A 14,714-nucleotide genomic window follows, 5' to 3' on the forward strand; every position below is an offset into this window, starting at 1 on the left:
GGGGAGTCCCCTCCCCCGGTGCAGGCGCGCTCAGTACGCCTCGCGCGCCATGGCCAGCAGGTCCGCTTCCGTCACCTTCCGCGGGTTGCTCAGGTGCGACGCGTCCTGAAAGGCCTTCTCCGCGATGCGAGGCAGGTCCTGCTCCCGCACACCCGCGTCGCGCAGCCGCGAGGGGATGCCCACCGCCGCGTTGAGCTTGCGGACCCGGTCGATGGCCTGCCCCGCGAGCACCTCCTCGCGCGCGTTCGAGGTGTCGCCCATGGCCACCGCCACCCGGGCCAGCCGCGCCGTGCAGACCGCGCGGTTGAACTCCATCACCACGGGCAGGACGATGGCGTTGGCGAGCCCGTGGTGCAGCTGGGAGATGGGCGTGAGCGCGTGCGCCAGCGCGTGGCAGGCGCCCAGGCCCTTCTGGAAGGCCATGGCGCCCTCCATGGCCGCCACCATCATGTCCGTGCGCGCGGCCAGGTCCTTGCCGTCGCGCACCGCCGTCTCCAGCGAGCGGCCCACGCGGTGGATGCCGTCGATGGCCACCGCGTCCGCCAGCGGGTGGAAGCCATTGGCCAGGTAGGCTTCCAGGCAGTGGGTGAAGGCATCCATGCCCGTGGCCGCCGTGACGCCCGGGGGCAGTCCCAGCGTCAGCTCCGGGTCGCAGATGGCGGCGCGCGGCAGCAGGTGCGGGCTGAAGATGACCGTTTTGCGGCCCGTGTCCTCCAGCGTCACCACGCCCGAGCGCCCCACCTCGGAGCCGGTGCCCGCGGTGGTGGGAATGGCGATGAGCGGCGGCAGGTCATCGCGCACGTACTGGTCCCCGCCCTTCGCGTCGTCGTAGCGGCTGAGCGGAGGCTCGTGCGTGGTGAGGAGCTGAATCAGCTTGCCCGCGTCCAGGGCGCTGCCGCCGCCCAGCGCGACGATGCCGTCACAGGAATGGCTCCGGTACGCCTCCAGCCCCGCGAAGACGTCGCGCTCGGTGGGGTTGGGCTCCACGCGGTCGAAGACTTCGCAGGCCAGCCCCGCCGTCTTGAGCACGTCCACCACGCGCGCGCACAGTCCCGCCTTCACCACGCCCGCGTCCGTCACCAGCAGCGGACGCTGGATGCCCAGGCGCTGGGCCTGCGCGGGCAGGCGCAGCAACGCGCCAGCACCGAAGACGATGCGCGTGGGCCACGCCATCTCGGTGACCCGCGGCTCGGAGGGAAGGTCGAACGGCTTCATGGCGGCTGCCTCTTTCGCGCTCATCAGATGAGCTCCAGGTAACGCTCCAGCTCCCAGTTGGTGACGGCGCGCTCGTACTGACGCACCTCCCATTCGCGCGTGCGCACGAAGTGGTCCACGAAGCCGTCCCCCAGCAATTCCCTCGCGCGCTCGCTGCTCTTCAGCAACGCCACCGCGTCCTTCAGGCTGCGCGGCAAGGGCTGCGCGTCGTTCTTCGCGTAGGCGTTGGCGTCACACGGCGGCGGCGGCTCCACCTCGTGCTCGATGCCCCACAGGCCCGCGGCCAGGCTGGCCGCCATGCCGATGTACGCATTCATGTCCGCGCCGAGCTGCCGGTACTCGATGCGCATCGCCTTGGCGTTCTCCCCGATGACGCGGATGGCGGTGGTGCGGTTCTCCAGGCCCCACGTCACGGTGGTGGGCGCCCACGTGTTCTCCACGCTGCGCTTGTAGCTGTTGATGGTGGGCCAGTAGAGCGCGGTGAGCTCCGGCATCAGCGCCACCTGCCCGCCGACGTAGTGGCGCAGCAGCTTGCTCATGCCGTCCGGCGCCTTCGCGTCGTGGAAGAGGTTGTGCTCGCCGTCGAGGTCCCACAGCGACTGGTGCACGTGCCCCGAGCACCCTGGCAGCTTCGCGTTCACCTTCGCCATGAAGCACGCGGTGAGGCCGTGGCGGGCGCAGATTTCCTTCACCACCGTCTTGAACAGCGCGGCCTTGTCCGCCGACGCCTCGATGTCGTCGTAGCGGATGGCGGCCTCGAAGACGCCCGGTCCCGTCTCCGTGTGGAAGCCTTCCAGGCCCAGCCCGAAGTCGTTGCACCCGTCGATGAGCGCGTGCACCAGCGGCGCGTTGAGCGAGGTGCGCAGCCACGAGTAGCCGAACATGCCCGGCGTCAGCGGCGTCAGCCCCTGGAAGCCCTTGTCCTTCAGGCTCTGCGGCTGCTCCTTGAAGATGAAGAACTCGTACTCCGCGCCGAAGCGCGGCAGATAGCCCAGCGAGCGTGCGCGGGCCGCCACCTTCTGCAGGAGCTGACGGGGGCTCGCCTCGAAGGGCGTGCCGTCGGGGTTCTGGAAGTCGAGCAGGAAGGCCGCCGTGTCCGGCTCCCAGGGAATGACACGCCCGGTGGACAGGTCCACCTTCGCGTGGGCGTCCGGGTAGCCGGTGTGCCAGCCCGTCACCTCGGTGTTGTCGAGCAGGTCGTCGCTCAAATCCCACCCGAAGACGACATCGCAGAAGCCCAGGCCGCCCTTGGCCGCGCTGAGGAACTTCTCCAGGGAGATGTACTTGCCGCGCCAGACGCCATCGACGTCCACCGCGCCCACCTTCACCTTCTTGATGCCCTTCTCGTCCAGCCACCGCCGCAGCGAGTCCACGCCCGCGGCCTCCCGTCCGGCGCTGCCTCGCGCGGGCGCACGCGACGCCTTGCCCCGCATCCGGCGGGCCATCGCGGGATGGGTGAGCACCTTCGCCTTCGGTCGCGTCGGCATGGAATCAATCCCCTCTCTCGGTGGAAGACGCCCGGCGTCCCTCGGGGGACTCCACCCGCCGCCCGCTCGTGCGCAGACTGGGGACGGTGGGTGGGGAGTTGAGCCAACGAGCGCCGGTCATGTGGAAACCTCGGAGCACACGGGCGCGTTCCACACACACTGGTCAGGAACGAACACGCGGGGCATGACACGGTAGGAATAGGGATGCGATGCGGCAACCTGCGGCGGTGAAGAACGTCCTCTTGCTGAAAGCCGGCGACGCGGCCGCCTCCGTGCGCGTCTCCGTCGGCGACTATGACCGGTGGTTTCTGCAAACCATTGGACTGTCCGGCTACCGCTTCGACATCGTCCCGGTGCACCGGGGCGCGCCTCTGCCCACGAGCGCGGACCGCTACGACGCGGTGATGATGACGGGCTCGCCCCTGTCGGTGACGGCGCTGGCGCCGTGGATGGAGCGCGCCGCGGAGTTCATGGTGGAGGCCGGTGAGCGGGGCACGCCCGTGCTCGGCGTGTGCTTCGGCCAGCAACTGCTCGCGCGCGCCTACGGCGGGCGCGTGTCGCGCAATCCCGAGGGCCGGGAGACGGGCAGCATCCAGGTGACGCTCACCGAGGCCGGGCGGCAGGACCCGCTCTTCGACGGCGTGCCCGAGCGCTTCACCGCGCAGGCGACCCACGAGGACATCGTGTCGCAGGTGCCCGGAGGCGCCCAGGTGCTCGCGGGCAACGCGAACACGGCCGCGCAGGCGCTGGCCTTCCGGCCCAACGTGCGCGGCGTGCAGTTCCATCCGGAGGCGGGCGTGGACGCCATGCGCGCCGTCATCGAGGCGCGCCGGGAAGGCCTGGAGCAGGCCGCCGTGGCTCGCGGCGCCGCGCCGGGAGAACATGTTCGCCAGTTGCTGGCGGGGCTCACGCCGTCTCCCGCGGGCCGCCGAATCTTGCTGAACTTCCTCGAGCGTTTCTCCTGACCCGCAAGAGGCCCCCGTGTCCCGACTCGCCCTGCCGACCCTGCTCCTCGCCCTCTTCACCAGCGCCTGCTCGGAGGACCTCTGCGACGAGGCGCCGCGCTGTGACGGCTCGGAAGCCCTCAACTGTGAGCCCGAATGCACCGTGGGCCCCTGCTCGAGCGGCCCCATCCTCCAGGAATGCACCCAGGGCACGACGTGCACCGTCGTCCCGGGCGACCGCGGTGACGCCCGCTTCTACCGCTCGCGCGCGGTGTGCGCCGTCACCCTGGAGGTCTGCGACCCGGCGACCGCGGCCCCGCCCACCTGCGGCGACGACCGCTTCGTCACCGGCTGCGGCGCCCACCGCCGCAACATCCGCGTCTCCTGCTCCCAGTCGGCGCTGTACTTCGCGCAGGTGCCCGCCTGCTGCCAGAACCCGGGCACCGGCGACGGCGGCACCGACGCGGGCACGGATGACGGCGGGGTCCCCGACGCGGGCACGGCAGACGCCGGCTTTTGAGGGCATTTGCGATAGAGAAGAGGCCATGGCGTCACGCTGGGACCATCTCTTCGACCTCAAACCGGTTTCCCTGGTGGACCACCTCCTGGAGGAGGTGGCGAAGCTGCTGCACAAGGACCTGCTGCAGTGGCCGCCGCCCGTCCAGGAGCTGGACCTGGACACCGGCGGCAGCTTCGCGCCGCTCTTCACCGAGCCCAGGCCCCGCCCCGCTCCGGCCGTCTACCGGGAGGCCTTCCGTCTGGCCCAGTGGGAGCTGGCGCGCGAGACGGACGCCTACGACGACTACATGCGCAACAAGCGCTACCTGGAGCGGGGCCTGGCGCCGGACGACCGGGTGGCCCTGCTGTTCCTCAGCCGCTGGCTCACCGAGCAGATGCTGGGCCTGGGCGAGGCCACCGAGGGGCGCATCAAGCGCAAGCACATGCGCGACTGCCTGGAGCGGCTCCAGTCCAAGCTGAGCGGCATCCAGCTGCCGAGCGCCTGAGCCCCCAGGAAGTGTTGAGCGGGCATCAGTCGCGCCCGGGCGCCTCTCTCGTGGCGGCCCTTGTCACAGGCAAGGCACTGCCGTAAGCCAACCTCACCATGTCGCAGCCCCAGGACACCGCCACCTCCGCCGTCCGACGCAATCGCCTGCTCCTGCTGGGAGCGCTGTGGCTGAGCATGGTGCTGCTCCTGCTGGCCTTCCGCTCGGTGGTGATGCCCTTCGCGGGCGCCGCGCTCATCGCGTACCTGGTGCAGCCGCTGGTGGGGCGCATCACCCGGGTGAAGGTGGCTGGCCGGCCGGTGCCTCGCTGGGCGGCGCTGCTGCTCATCTACGCCGGCTTCTTCGTGGGCGTGTACCTCTTCTTCGTCGCGCTGGTGCCCCAGCTCTACCGCGAGATTTCGCGCGTCAGCCGCGAGGCGGTGTCGTTCGCCAACACGCTCACTCCGGAGCACATCCAGGAGCTCGCCCAGCGCGCGGAGACGTGGCTCAGCACGCGGGGCATCCCGGTGGCGCTGTCCAACCGCGCGCTGGAGGGCGCCGACGCGGGCACCAGCAACGGAGGCTTCGGCTTCGCGCTGGACCTGGAGCAGTTCCTGGGCGACGCGGCGAAGCGCGTCTCCGTCCTGGTACAGGAGAACCTGGGCGACATCGTCAACATGTCCCGCAGCATCGTCACCAGCGTGGCCGCGGGCGTCTTCATGCTCTTCTTCGTGCTGATGGTGGCCGCGTTCTTCTCCATCGACGCGCACGCCATCCGCCACTACTTCGGCACGCTGATTCCGCCGGAGTACGCCGACGACGCGCGGCAGCTGCTGGAGCGCATCGACCGCTCGCTGTCCGGCGTGGTGCGCGGGCAGGTCACCATCTGCATCGTCAACGGCGCGCTGACCTTCGCCGGGCTCTTGCTGTTCGGTGTGAAGTTCGCCTTCCTGCTGGCGACCATCGCCACCTTCTTCAGCCTCATCCCCATCTTCGGCACCATCCTCAGCTCGGTGCCCATCGTCCTCATCGCCCTGGCGGACGGCTTCCAGAAGGGGCTGGCGATTCTCGCGTGGATCATCGGCATCCACGCCGTGGAGGCGTACTTCCTCAACCCCAAAATCATGGGCCAGGCGGCGCACCTCCACCCCGTCATCGTCGCCTTCTCCCTCATCGCCGGGGAGCGGCTCTTCGGGCTGGTGGGCGCGCTCTTCGCGGTGCCCGTGGCGTCCATCCTGGTGGCGTGCTTCGACTACGCCCGGCTCAAGGCGCAGCCCGCGCCGGCCGTGGCGCTGGCCACGCCCGGCCCGCTGCCCGCCGAGCGTCAGCCGCCCGCCGCCTGAGCCCTACTGGCAGGCGGCGGCGCAACGCGACTCGCGGCAGGTGGGGATGCAGCGCCCGCAGTCGAGGGTGCCGTCCGGGCAGCCACTGTCGCAGGACCCGTTGCAGGTCGGCCCCTCGTCCGCGTGCGTGACGGCGGTGCCCAGCCCACAGCAGGCATTGGGCACGCAGTCGTCGTCCGTGTAACACGTCAGGTCGGACAGCCCCGGGGGCACGTCCCCCAGCGGCAGGTCCTCCAGGCCGTCACACCCCACTCCACCGCCCAGCGTCACCCCCAGCGCGAGGGTGAGCAGGCGGAAACGTCCGTGTCTGAGCAATCGGCACTCCTTGCTCAGACCAATCTCTACCGATTCATCGACCCGAGGAAGTCCGCATTCGACGCGGTGGGGCGCATGTGTTTGAGCACGAACTCCATGGCGTCGATGGGGGTGAACGGGTGGAGCACCTGCCGCAGGGCGGTGATGCGCACCAGGTCGCCCGGGCTGAGCAGCAGCTCCTCCTTGCGCGTACCGGACTTGTTGATGTCCAGCGTCGGGAAGATGCGCTTCTCCATCAGCTTCCGGTCCAGGACGATTTCGGAGTTACCGGTGCCCTTGAACTCCTCGAAGATGACCTCGTCCATGCGGCTGCCGGTGTCGATGAGCGCGGTGCCGATGATGGTCAGCGAGCCGCCCTCCTCGATGTTGCGCGCCGCGCCGAAGAAGCGCTTGGGCTTGTGGAGCGCGTTGGCGTCCACGCCGCCGGACAGAATCTTTCCGGACGCGGGCACCACCGTGTTGTAGGCGCGCGCCAGACGGGTGATGGAGTCCAGCAGGATGCAGACGTCGTACTTCTGCTCGACCAGGCGCTTGGCCTTGTCGATGACCATCTCCGCGACCTGCACGTGGCGCGTGGCGGGCTCGTCGAAGGTGGACGACACCACCTCGCCGCGCACGTTGCGCTCCATGTCCGTCACCTCTTCCGGGCGCTCGTCCACGAGCAGAACGATGAGGTAGACGTCCGGGTGGTTGCGGCTGATGGCGTGCGCGATGTTCTGCAGCAGCACCGTCTTACCGGCCTTCGGCGGCGCCACGATGAGGCAGCGCTGGCCCAGGCCGATGGGGCAGAACATGTCGATGATGCGCGTGGTCATCTCCGACGACTCGTGCTCCAGCTTGAGCTTGCGCGTCGGATAGAGCGGCGTGAGGTTGTCGAACAGGATGCGCTCGCGCGCCGCGTCCGACATCGGGTCCGCGAAGTTGACCTTGTCCACCTTCTGGAGCGCGAAGAAGCGCTCGCCCTCGCGGGGCTGGCGGATGGGGCCCGTCACCGTGTCGCCGGGACGCAGGTTGAAGCGACGCACCTGCGACGGGGACACGTAGATGTCGTCCGGGCTGGGCTGGTAGTCGCTGTCCGCGCTGCGCAGGAAGCCAAAGCCGTCGCTGAGCAATTCCAGCACGCCCTCGGCATGGACCTCGAAGCGCTTGTCGGCAATGCCGCCCAGCAGCGCGAAGATGAGGTCCTGCTTCTTCAAGCCCTGGTACCCCTCGATGCCCACGTCGTGGGCCATCTTCGCCAGGTCCGTAATCTTCATCCGCTTCAGGTCATTGAGCTTGATGACCTGCATCGGCTCGCCGTCACGGGTGACTTCCGTGATGGCGGGGGCCTCGGGGGCCTCCGGGGGAGGCGGCAGGGAGGCGGCCGGCTCTTCGGCCTCGCCAGAGATGCGGGCCTCCTGGAGGTCGTCGTCCCGCACGGGGCGGGAGATGGGGGTCAGGACGGGACGAGGCGGCTCGGCGGGGGCCTCCTCGGCCTCGGCGCCAGACTCGTCGTCGCGTCGGGTGCTGCGGCGGGCACGGGCGGGCTTCTCGGCCTCGTCCCGCTCCGCCGTCTTCGCCGCGCGCTTGCGGCGGGGCTTCTCCGTGTCAGCCTCGACGGCGACATCGGTGTCGGCAGCCTTCTCTCTCGAAGTACGGGCTTTACGCATGTCTGTAACGCTTGGGAGGAATGAAGCGCCCGAGGACTCGGACGGGTGGTATGGCGGGGGGAGACGTCCGCGCGGCCCTCGGAAGCACCTTCCAGGAGGACGGCCCCGCCGGAATCCCAGGAAGGGACTGCGCGGGCGTGAGCCTTGTGGTTGGGAGAAGAGACGGCGCCGTCGGATACGCCTGCGCCATGAACCGCGAGGGACGTTATTGACGGCCTCTGGGCCTGTCAAGGCATCTTGAGGCCCGCGTTTCCGCCGCTTCCTGCTGACCAACAAGCGCCCAGGGGCACCCCATTTCCGGGCTGTCGGTGCGGGCCGACAATGGCCCCGGGCCCCGGCCCGAGAACCCGATGGGTTGCCGCTGCGACAGCGCCACTCCCAGCGATAACCCGTGGCCCTCGAGGTCCCCTTCCCCCTGGAGCCGGGTTCACGCCCAGGCGGCGACCGGACCTTGTCAGTCGGCCCCCCTAGAGTGGCGCCTTCCGCGGCACGCACCGCCGCGGTGGATTTTGGAGTAAGGACCGCGAACCGTGGACGACTTCCAGAAAGCCGCAGCCCGAGCCCGTGAGCTCCACCGTGAGCTGGCGCACCACAACTACCGTTACTACGTCCTCGACTCGCCCGAGGTCAGCGACGCGCAATACGACAAGCTGATGCGCGAGCTGCAGGACCTGGAGGCGAAGCATCCGAGCCTCCAGACGCCGGACTCGCCCACCCAGCGCGTGGGCGGCGCGCCTGCCGAGGAGTTCGGTGAGGTGGTGCACCGGGCGCCCATGCTCTCGCTGGCCAACATCTTCGAGGACCAGGGGCTCGTCGAGTTCGACGAGCGCATCCGCAAGCTGGTGGGCCAGCCCTCCGTCACCTACGTCTGCGAGCCGAAGCTGGATGGGCTCGCCATCGCCCTGCGCTACGAGAAGGGCACCTTCGTCCAGGGCGCCACGCGCGGCGATGGCACCACCGGCGAGGACGTCACCGGCAACCTGCGCACCATCCGCAGCCTGCCCATGGCGCTCTTCCCCCAGGACGGCGTGAAGGTGCCCGAGGTCCTCGAGGTGCGCGGCGAGGTGTTCATCCGCAAGAAGGACTTCCAGAAGCTCAACGAGAAGCGCGAGGAGGAGGGCGAGCCGCTCTTCGCCAACCCGCGCAACGCCGCCGCCGGCAGCCTGCGTCAGCTCGACCCGAAGGAGACGGCGTCCCGGCCGCTGTCCGTCTTCCTGTACGAGTGCGTCCCCACCGACGGCGTGCCCGCGTTCAAGACGCACGTCGAGAAGCTGGAGTACCTGAAGACGCTGGGCCTGCCCATCAACCAGTACCGCCTCGCCGAGGGGCTGGAGGGCGTGCGCGCCGCCTATGACGCCTCCCTGAAGGGCCGCCACGAGCTGCCCTTCGAGGTGGACGGCATGGTGGTGAAGGTGGACGACGAGGACCTGCGCAAGCGCCTGGGCCAGGTGTCCAAGAGCCCCCGCTGGGCGGTGGCCTACAAGTTCCCGCCCGAGGAGGAGTCCACCGAGGTGCTGGACATCGGCATCCAGGTGGGCCGCACGGGCGCGCTGACGCCAGTGGCGCACCTGAAGCCGGTGAAGGTGGGCGGCGTCACGGTGGCGCGCGCCACCCTGCACAACGAGGACGAGCTGCGCCGCAAGGACGTGCGCAAGGGCGACACCGTCTTCGTGCGCCGCGCCGGGGACGTGATTCCGGAGATCGTCTCCGTGGTGCTGTCCAAGCGCCCCGAGGGCTCCACCCCGTTCGAGTTCCCCAAGCACTGCCCCGTCTGCAACGCGGTGGCGACCAAGGACGAGGACGGCGCCATCATCCGCTGCACCGGCGCCTCGTGCCCCGCACAGCTGGTGGAGAAGATTCGCCACTTCGCCAGCCGCCTGGCCATGGACATCGAGGGCCTGGGCGACAAGCTGGCCGCACAGCTGGTGTCCACCGGCATGGTGAAGACGTTCGCGGACCTCTACGCGCTCACCAAGGAGAAGCTGCTGACACTGGAGCGCATGGGCGACAAGAGCGCCGACAACCTCATCTCCGCGCTGGAGCGCTCCAAGCAGACCACGCAGCGGCGCTTCCTCTATGCCCTGGGCATCCGTCACGTGGGTGACGCCACCGCCAAGGCGCTGGCGGAGGCCTTCCCAGCGTCGGAGAAGCTCTTCAGCGCCAGCCTGGAGGACATCTCCCGCGTGAAGGACGTGGGTCCCATCATGGCCCAGGTCATCCACACCTTCTTCCAGGAACCCCAGAACCAGGAGGCCATCCGCGCGCTCCTGGCCGCGGGCGTCACCCCCGCGGCGCCCCAGGTCGCCACGGGAGGCCCCTTCGTGGGCAAGTCGGTGGTGCTCACCGGGGCCATGACGGGTATGACTCGGGAGCAGGCCAAGGAGGAGGTCGAGCGGCGGGGCGGCAAGGTCGCCGGAAGTGTCTCGCGCAAGACCGATTTCGTGGTGGCGGGCGAGGATGCGGGCAGCAAGCTGAAGAAGGCCCAGGAACTCGGGGTAAGAATCCTGGACGAGCAGGCGTTCCTGCAGATGCTGCAGGCCAGCGCCTAGAGCATGGGGCGGTCCATGAGCGGCACGCGGCGAGCCACGCTGCGCATCGAAGGCAAGGTGCAGGGCGTCTTCTTCCGGGAGAGCGCCCGCGTTGAAGCCACACGCCTGGGTCTGACAGGCTGGGTGCGCAACCGGCCGGATGGGGCCGTGGAGGCCGTCGTGGAGGGTGAGCCCGCCGTGCTCGAGGATTTCATCCGCTGGTGTCATCGCGGTCCGCCGCAAGCCCGGGTCTCGGGCGTTCAGCGCACGGACGGCGAGGCCACCGGCGAGTTCAGTCAATTCAAGGTGGAGCGCACGTCATGACGCCCTACGCGCTGGCCTCCCTCCCGGCGATGCTGGGCATCCGGGCCGGGTCCAAGGTGTCCGTCATCAACCCGCCGCGGGGCTTCGTCCAGAAGCTCAACCCGCTGCCGGACGGGGTGGAGTTCCTCATCACCGCGGTGACGGGCCTGGATGTCATCCTCTTCTTCACCCAGGACCCCCAGGAGCTGGTGCAGCGGCTGCCCGCCCTGGCCCGCGCCATGGCGCTGACGGGCGGCATCTGGGTGTGCTGGCCGGGTGGCGAAGGCATCCGCCGGGGCCTCTCCGAGGACTTCGTCCGCCACGCGGCCCTGGACATCGGTCTGGTGGACAACAAAATCTGCACCATCGACGCGACCTGGACGGGCCTGCGGCTGGTGCGGCGGCCCCGTGGGCGGCTGGACAAGCCAGGGGAGCGCAAGCAAGCCCCTGCCCAGGCCTGATGCCCTGCCGGGTAGCCACCCGGCATCTGCCTGACAGTGGATGGAAGCCGTTTCTCGGCTTTACACACCGGGGGGGCCGTGAAAAACTCCCCGTGTTTCTGGACGGTTGTGTGACGCCCCGCGTTGTCGGGGTCAACGTCTGGTAGGGATTTTGACGGGTTGCGTTCCCGGCTCCTCCAGACGCGCCAGCTGCACCGAGGCTCCAGTCGCCCCCCCAAGGTGGCCCACGAGGGCATCGACCGGGTGTGGATAGAAGAGCGGACGGCTCGCGCGTCGTGGGGAAGCTCGAACGCGTTGTGAAGACAAGGCCTCGCCCGGCACGGTGCCGGTCGCAATGCGGGGCGCCCATGAACTCGGAGGAGCAGGCGGTGGTCCCCTCGGTCCTCGACAGCGCGCCCCCAGCCGCACCCGGCATGCCCGGGCAGGCGTCGTGCGCTGAAGGCCCTCCGGCGGCCGCCTCTCCCTTCGCAGCGCGCACGGAGGCGCGGCGTCTCGCCGCCGCCCGTCCGGTGAGGTCCGCCCTACCGCGCGCGCCAGCAGGACTCACCCATGAGCAGCATCCTGGTCATCAACGCCGCGGGTCGCGAGACGCGCGTCGCGCTCGTCGAGAGCGGACACATCGCGGAGTTCTACCTCGAGCGTAAGAAGGACAAGGGCGTCGTCGGAAACATCTACAAGGGCCGGGTCGTCCGGGTGCTCCCCGGCATGCAGGCCGCCTTCGTGGACATCGGCCTGGAGAAGGCCGCCTTCCTCTATGTCAGTGATGTCGTCTACGACCCGGACTTCGCGCGCGCGCAGTTCGAGCTGACCGAGGGCGAGCACGAGGATGCGCCGGACGTCCCCACGGAGTCCGAGGTCGAGGCCGCCGAGGCCGCCGCCCACCACGGCCCCCGCCTCGCCGAGCTGGAGGCCGAGGACGCCCACCTCGAGGCCGCCGCGGTGCTGCCACGCGACACCGTCATGGAGCTGGCCGCGAACGCCCCGTCGGTGACGCCGTCGGACACGGAGGCGCCGGAGGCCGCGGCCGTCGCGGCGACCCTGGAGTCCAGACCCGTCGATTCGGGCGCCGAAGTGGCGGCCGAGTCGGCCGCCGCGCCTGCGGGTTCGGAGCAGGTCCCGGCCGAGCAGTCCGAAGCTCCGGCCATGGCGCAGCAGGGTGAGGCCATGACCGCGCAGTCTCAGCAGTCTGAGGCAGCGGCCGTGGCGCAGCAGGGTGAGACACCGGCCCATCCCTCCGAGGAGGGGGCCGTGGCCCAGTCTGGTGAGGCGCCTGCCGCGCAGCCGGTGACCTCGCCCGAGGCGGCGCTGGCCATCGCAGCGGCTTCGGAGCCCGTCGCCGCGGAGACGCCCGCCGGCGTGGGTGCGGAGACCGCCGAGGGGGACGCCCCTCCCCTCTCCGTGGAGCCGCCGCCTCCTTCGGCCGCCGCGCTGGGGGACATCATCCCCTCGCCCGCTGGCGCGGAGGCCGCTCGTCCCGCCGAGGTCTCCGGTGAGCGCCGCACGCCGCGCGAGGCCCGCGAGGCGCGTGAGCCTCGAAGCCGGGACAAGGAGCGCGAGAAGGACAAGGGCCGCCGGCAGCAGGAGGAGAAGCGCCGCGGCGACAAGCGCGAGGACGAGAAGGAGAAGGAGAAGGAGAAGGCCAAGCCGCGCCGGACGGACAAGATTGAGGACCTGCTGAAGGTGGGCCAGGAGGTCGTGGTCCAGATTTCCAAGGACCCCATCGGCACCAAGGGCGCGCGGCTCACCTCGCACATCTCCATCCCCGGCCGTCACCTGGTGTTCATGCCCACCGTGGACCACGTGGGCATCAGCCGCCGCATCTCCAACGAGAAGGAGCGCCGGCGCCTGCGTGAAATCGTGGACCGCCTGCGCCCGCCCGGGACGGGCTTCATCGTCCGCACCGTCGCGGAGAACGTGCCGCAGGAGAAGCTCGAGAGCGACATCCGGTTCCTCATCGAGGTGTGGAACCAGGTGGTGCGCAAGAACGAGAAGCGCGGCGGCCCCGGCCTCCTGCACCCGGACCTGGACCTCATCCTGCGCGCCACGCGCGACCTCTTCGCGCACGACGTGGAGAAGCTCGTCGTCGATGACCGCGAGGAGTACGAGCGCATCCTCGGCTTCGTCACCGCGCAGGACCCGGCGCTGCGGGACCGGGTGGCGCTGCACGAGGGCGATGACACCGTCTTCGACGCGTACGGCATCGAGCAGGAGCTGCAGCGCGCCACCCAGCGCAAGGTGTGGCTGAAGAGCGGCGGCTACCTCATCATCGACCAGGCCGAGGCGCTCACCGCCATCGACGTCAACTCGGGCCGCTACGTCGGCAAGAAGAGCCTCGAGGAGACCATCACCAAGATCAACGTCGAGGCCGCCAAGGAAATCGTCTACCAGCTCCGGCTGCGGAACATCGGCGGCATCATCATCTGCGACTTCATCGACATGGAGAAGGCGCAGAACCGCGACAAGGTCTTCAAGGCGCTGCAGGAAGCGCTGGGCCGCGACAAGGCGAAGACGAACGTGCTGCGCATCTCCGAGCTGGGGCTCGTGGAGATGACGCGCAAGCGCGTGCGCGAGTCCATTGGCCGCGTGCTCCACGAGGACTGCCCGTACTGCGACGGCAACGGCTTCGTGAAGACGGCCACCACCGTGGCGTACGAAATCTTCCGGGAGATTCGCCGCGAGGCACCGGGCTACAAGGACTCCACGCTGGTCATCAACTGCAACGCGGAGGTCGCGCGCCTGCTCCAGGGCGAGGAGCGCAACGAGCTGCGGCACCTGATGGACCGGTACAACAAGTCCATCCAGGTCAAGGCGCAGCAGAACTACCACCGCGAGCAGTACGACATCTACGGGCGCTCGGCCACGGGGCCCGAGCACAAGGTGGCATCGTCCCCCGGCTCGGGTGATGGCGAGCTGGCCATGCAGCAGCGCAAGCCCGACAGCAATGGTGGTGGCTACGGACGCCAGGAGCAGGGGCGGCGCGGCGGTGGCGGCGGTGGCAGGGACCGGGGTGGTGAGCGGGGTGAGCGCGGCGGCGAGCGCTCCGAGCGCGGTGGAGACCGCCGCGAGGGCCGTCGTGAGGGCCGCGGTGGCGACCGTCCCCGGGGCGAACGCGGTGAACGGGGTGAGCGCGGCGAACGGGGCGAGCGCTCCGAACGGAGTGAGCGCGGCGAGCGGGGTGACCGGTCCGAGCGTGGCGAGCGCGGTGACAGGTCCGAGCGCGGCGACAGGTCCGAGCGTGGCGAGCGGCACGAGCGTGGCGAGCGCCGCGGAGACCGGGGTGAGCGCGGCGGAGCCCAGAACGCGGCTGCCTCGGGCGGCGGCGAGAGCTCCGGCGGCTCGACGCCCCCTCCCCCGCCGTCTTCGGGCGGAGGGACGGAAAGCTCGGGCGGCGGGACAGCCTGAGCGGCTTTCCCCACTGACTCGAGTCATGGCGCCTGGCCCCGCACACGTCTTCATGCGCGAGGCTGGGCGCCGGCCGCGGCCGCA

The 14,714-nt window shown here is 70.0% G+C and carries 12 protein-coding genes; 8 read left to right on the top strand and 4 right to left on the bottom strand.

All coding sequences use genetic code 11. The features are described 5' to 3' along the window. Nucleotides 1–30 precede the first annotated feature (30 nt). Together VZL07_RS04575 and VZL07_RS04580 are read right to left on the bottom strand one after the other, a co-directional pair. On the bottom strand, nucleotides 31–1,215 hold the full coding sequence (locus tag VZL07_RS04575; RefSeq protein ID WP_426754106.1) for an iron-containing alcohol dehydrogenase: 1,185 nt from the start codon (nucleotides 1,213–1,215) through the stop codon (nucleotides 31–33). 23 nt (nucleotides 1,216–1,238) lie between these two features. Further along, nucleotides 1,239–2,702, bottom strand: coding sequence for a glutamine synthetase family protein (locus VZL07_RS04580; RefSeq protein WP_426754107.1), 1,464 nt, complete (start codon nucleotides 2,700–2,702; stop codon nucleotides 1,239–1,241). A 209-nt stretch (nucleotides 2,703–2,911) separates the two neighbouring features. Between VZL07_RS04580 and VZL07_RS04585 the strand changes: the two genes are divergently transcribed. From VZL07_RS04585 to VZL07_RS04600, 4 genes are all read left to right on the top strand, one after another. Further along, complete coding sequence (locus VZL07_RS04585) at nucleotides 2,912–3,667, top strand: glutamine amidotransferase (protein ID WP_426754108.1); 756 nt, start codon at nucleotides 2,912–2,914, stop codon at nucleotides 3,665–3,667. A gap of 16 nt (nucleotides 3,668–3,683) precedes the next feature. Beyond that, entirely contained in the window at nucleotides 3,684–4,166 is a 483-nt protein-coding gene (locus VZL07_RS04590) for a hypothetical protein (protein WP_426754109.1), read from the top strand. A 25-nt stretch (nucleotides 4,167–4,191) separates the two neighbouring features. Beyond that, a complete protein-coding gene (locus VZL07_RS04595; RefSeq protein ID WP_426754110.1) occupies nucleotides 4,192–4,650 on the top strand; it encodes a hypothetical protein in 459 nt (152 codons plus the stop codon). A gap of 98 nt (nucleotides 4,651–4,748) precedes the next feature. Further along, nucleotides 4,749–5,972, top strand: a complete 1,224-nt coding sequence (locus VZL07_RS04600) for an AI-2E family transporter (protein ID WP_426754111.1) — start codon at nucleotides 4,749–4,751, stop codon at nucleotides 5,970–5,972. Between the two features lie 3 nt (nucleotides 5,973–5,975). Here the strand turns inward: VZL07_RS04600 and VZL07_RS04605 are convergent, their stop codons facing one another. Both VZL07_RS04605 and rho read right to left on the bottom strand, forming a co-directional pair. Further along, on the bottom strand, nucleotides 5,976–6,287 hold the full coding sequence (locus VZL07_RS04605) for a hypothetical protein (protein WP_426754112.1): 312 nt from the start codon (nucleotides 6,285–6,287) through the stop codon (nucleotides 5,976–5,978). 26 nt (nucleotides 6,288–6,313) lie between these two features. Then, nucleotides 6,314–7,936, bottom strand: a complete 1,623-nt coding sequence (rho, locus tag VZL07_RS04610) for a transcription termination factor Rho (protein ID WP_426754113.1) — start codon at nucleotides 7,934–7,936, stop codon at nucleotides 6,314–6,316. A gap of 530 nt (nucleotides 7,937–8,466) precedes the next feature. Here rho and ligA point away from each other — a divergent pair. The 4 genes from ligA to VZL07_RS04630 all read left to right on the top strand — a co-directional run bounded on the left by ligA (nucleotide 8,467) and on the right by VZL07_RS04630 (nucleotide 14,630). Next, nucleotides 8,467–10,485, top strand: a complete 2,019-nt coding sequence (ligA, locus tag VZL07_RS04615) for an NAD-dependent DNA ligase LigA (protein WP_426754114.1) — start codon at nucleotides 8,467–8,469, stop codon at nucleotides 10,483–10,485. Between the two features lie 3 nt (nucleotides 10,486–10,488). Continuing rightward, the gene (locus VZL07_RS04620) at nucleotides 10,489–10,788 is read left to right on the top strand and encodes an acylphosphatase (protein ID WP_426754115.1); all 300 of its coding nucleotides are present in this window, start codon (nucleotides 10,489–10,491) and stop codon (nucleotides 10,786–10,788) included. Next, entirely contained in the window at nucleotides 10,785–11,228 is a 444-nt protein-coding gene (locus tag VZL07_RS04625) for a DUF3052 family protein (protein ID WP_426754116.1), read from the top strand. Before VZL07_RS04620 ends, VZL07_RS04625 begins: the two co-directional genes overlap by 4 nt. Nucleotides 11,229–11,777: 549 nt before the next feature. Then, nucleotides 11,778–14,630, top strand: coding sequence for an Rne/Rng family ribonuclease (locus tag VZL07_RS04630; protein ID WP_426754117.1), 2,853 nt, complete (start codon nucleotides 11,778–11,780; stop codon nucleotides 14,628–14,630). Nucleotides 14,631–14,714 lie beyond the last annotated feature (84 nt).

The organism is Pseudomyxococcus flavus (assembly GCF_050038885.1).
Classification (GTDB): Bacteria; Myxococcota; Myxococcia; order Myxococcales; family Myxococcaceae; genus Myxococcus; species Myxococcus flavus.

What these genes read in the sequence shown, in the direction of transcription:
- rho (WP_426754113.1), bottom strand. Translation starts at nt 7,936, where the DNA reads ATGCGTAAAGCCCGTACTTCGAGAGAGAAGGCTGCCGACACCGATGTC.
- VZL07_RS04595 (WP_426754110.1), top strand. Translation starts at nt 4,192, where the DNA reads ATGGCGTCACGCTGGGACCATCTCTTCGACCTCAAACCGGTTTCCCTG.
- VZL07_RS04630 (WP_426754117.1), top strand. Translation starts at nt 11,778, where the DNA reads ATGAGCAGCATCCTGGTCATCAACGCCGCGGGTCGCGAGACGCGCGTC.
- VZL07_RS04585 (WP_426754108.1), top strand. Translation starts at nt 2,912, where the DNA reads ATGCGGCAACCTGCGGCGGTGAAGAACGTCCTCTTGCTGAAAGCCGGC.
- VZL07_RS04625 (WP_426754116.1), top strand. Translation starts at nt 10,785, where the DNA reads ATGACGCCCTACGCGCTGGCCTCCCTCCCGGCGATGCTGGGCATCCGG.
- VZL07_RS04620 (WP_426754115.1), top strand. Translation starts at nt 10,489, where the DNA reads ATGGGGCGGTCCATGAGCGGCACGCGGCGAGCCACGCTGCGCATCGAA.
- VZL07_RS04575 (WP_426754106.1), bottom strand. Translation starts at nt 1,215, where the DNA reads ATGAAGCCGTTCGACCTTCCCTCCGAGCCGCGGGTCACCGAGATGGCG.
- VZL07_RS04580 (WP_426754107.1), bottom strand. Translation starts at nt 2,702, where the DNA reads ATGCCGACGCGACCGAAGGCGAAGGTGCTCACCCATCCCGCGATGGCC.
- VZL07_RS04600 (WP_426754111.1), top strand. Translation starts at nt 4,749, where the DNA reads ATGTCGCAGCCCCAGGACACCGCCACCTCCGCCGTCCGACGCAATCGC.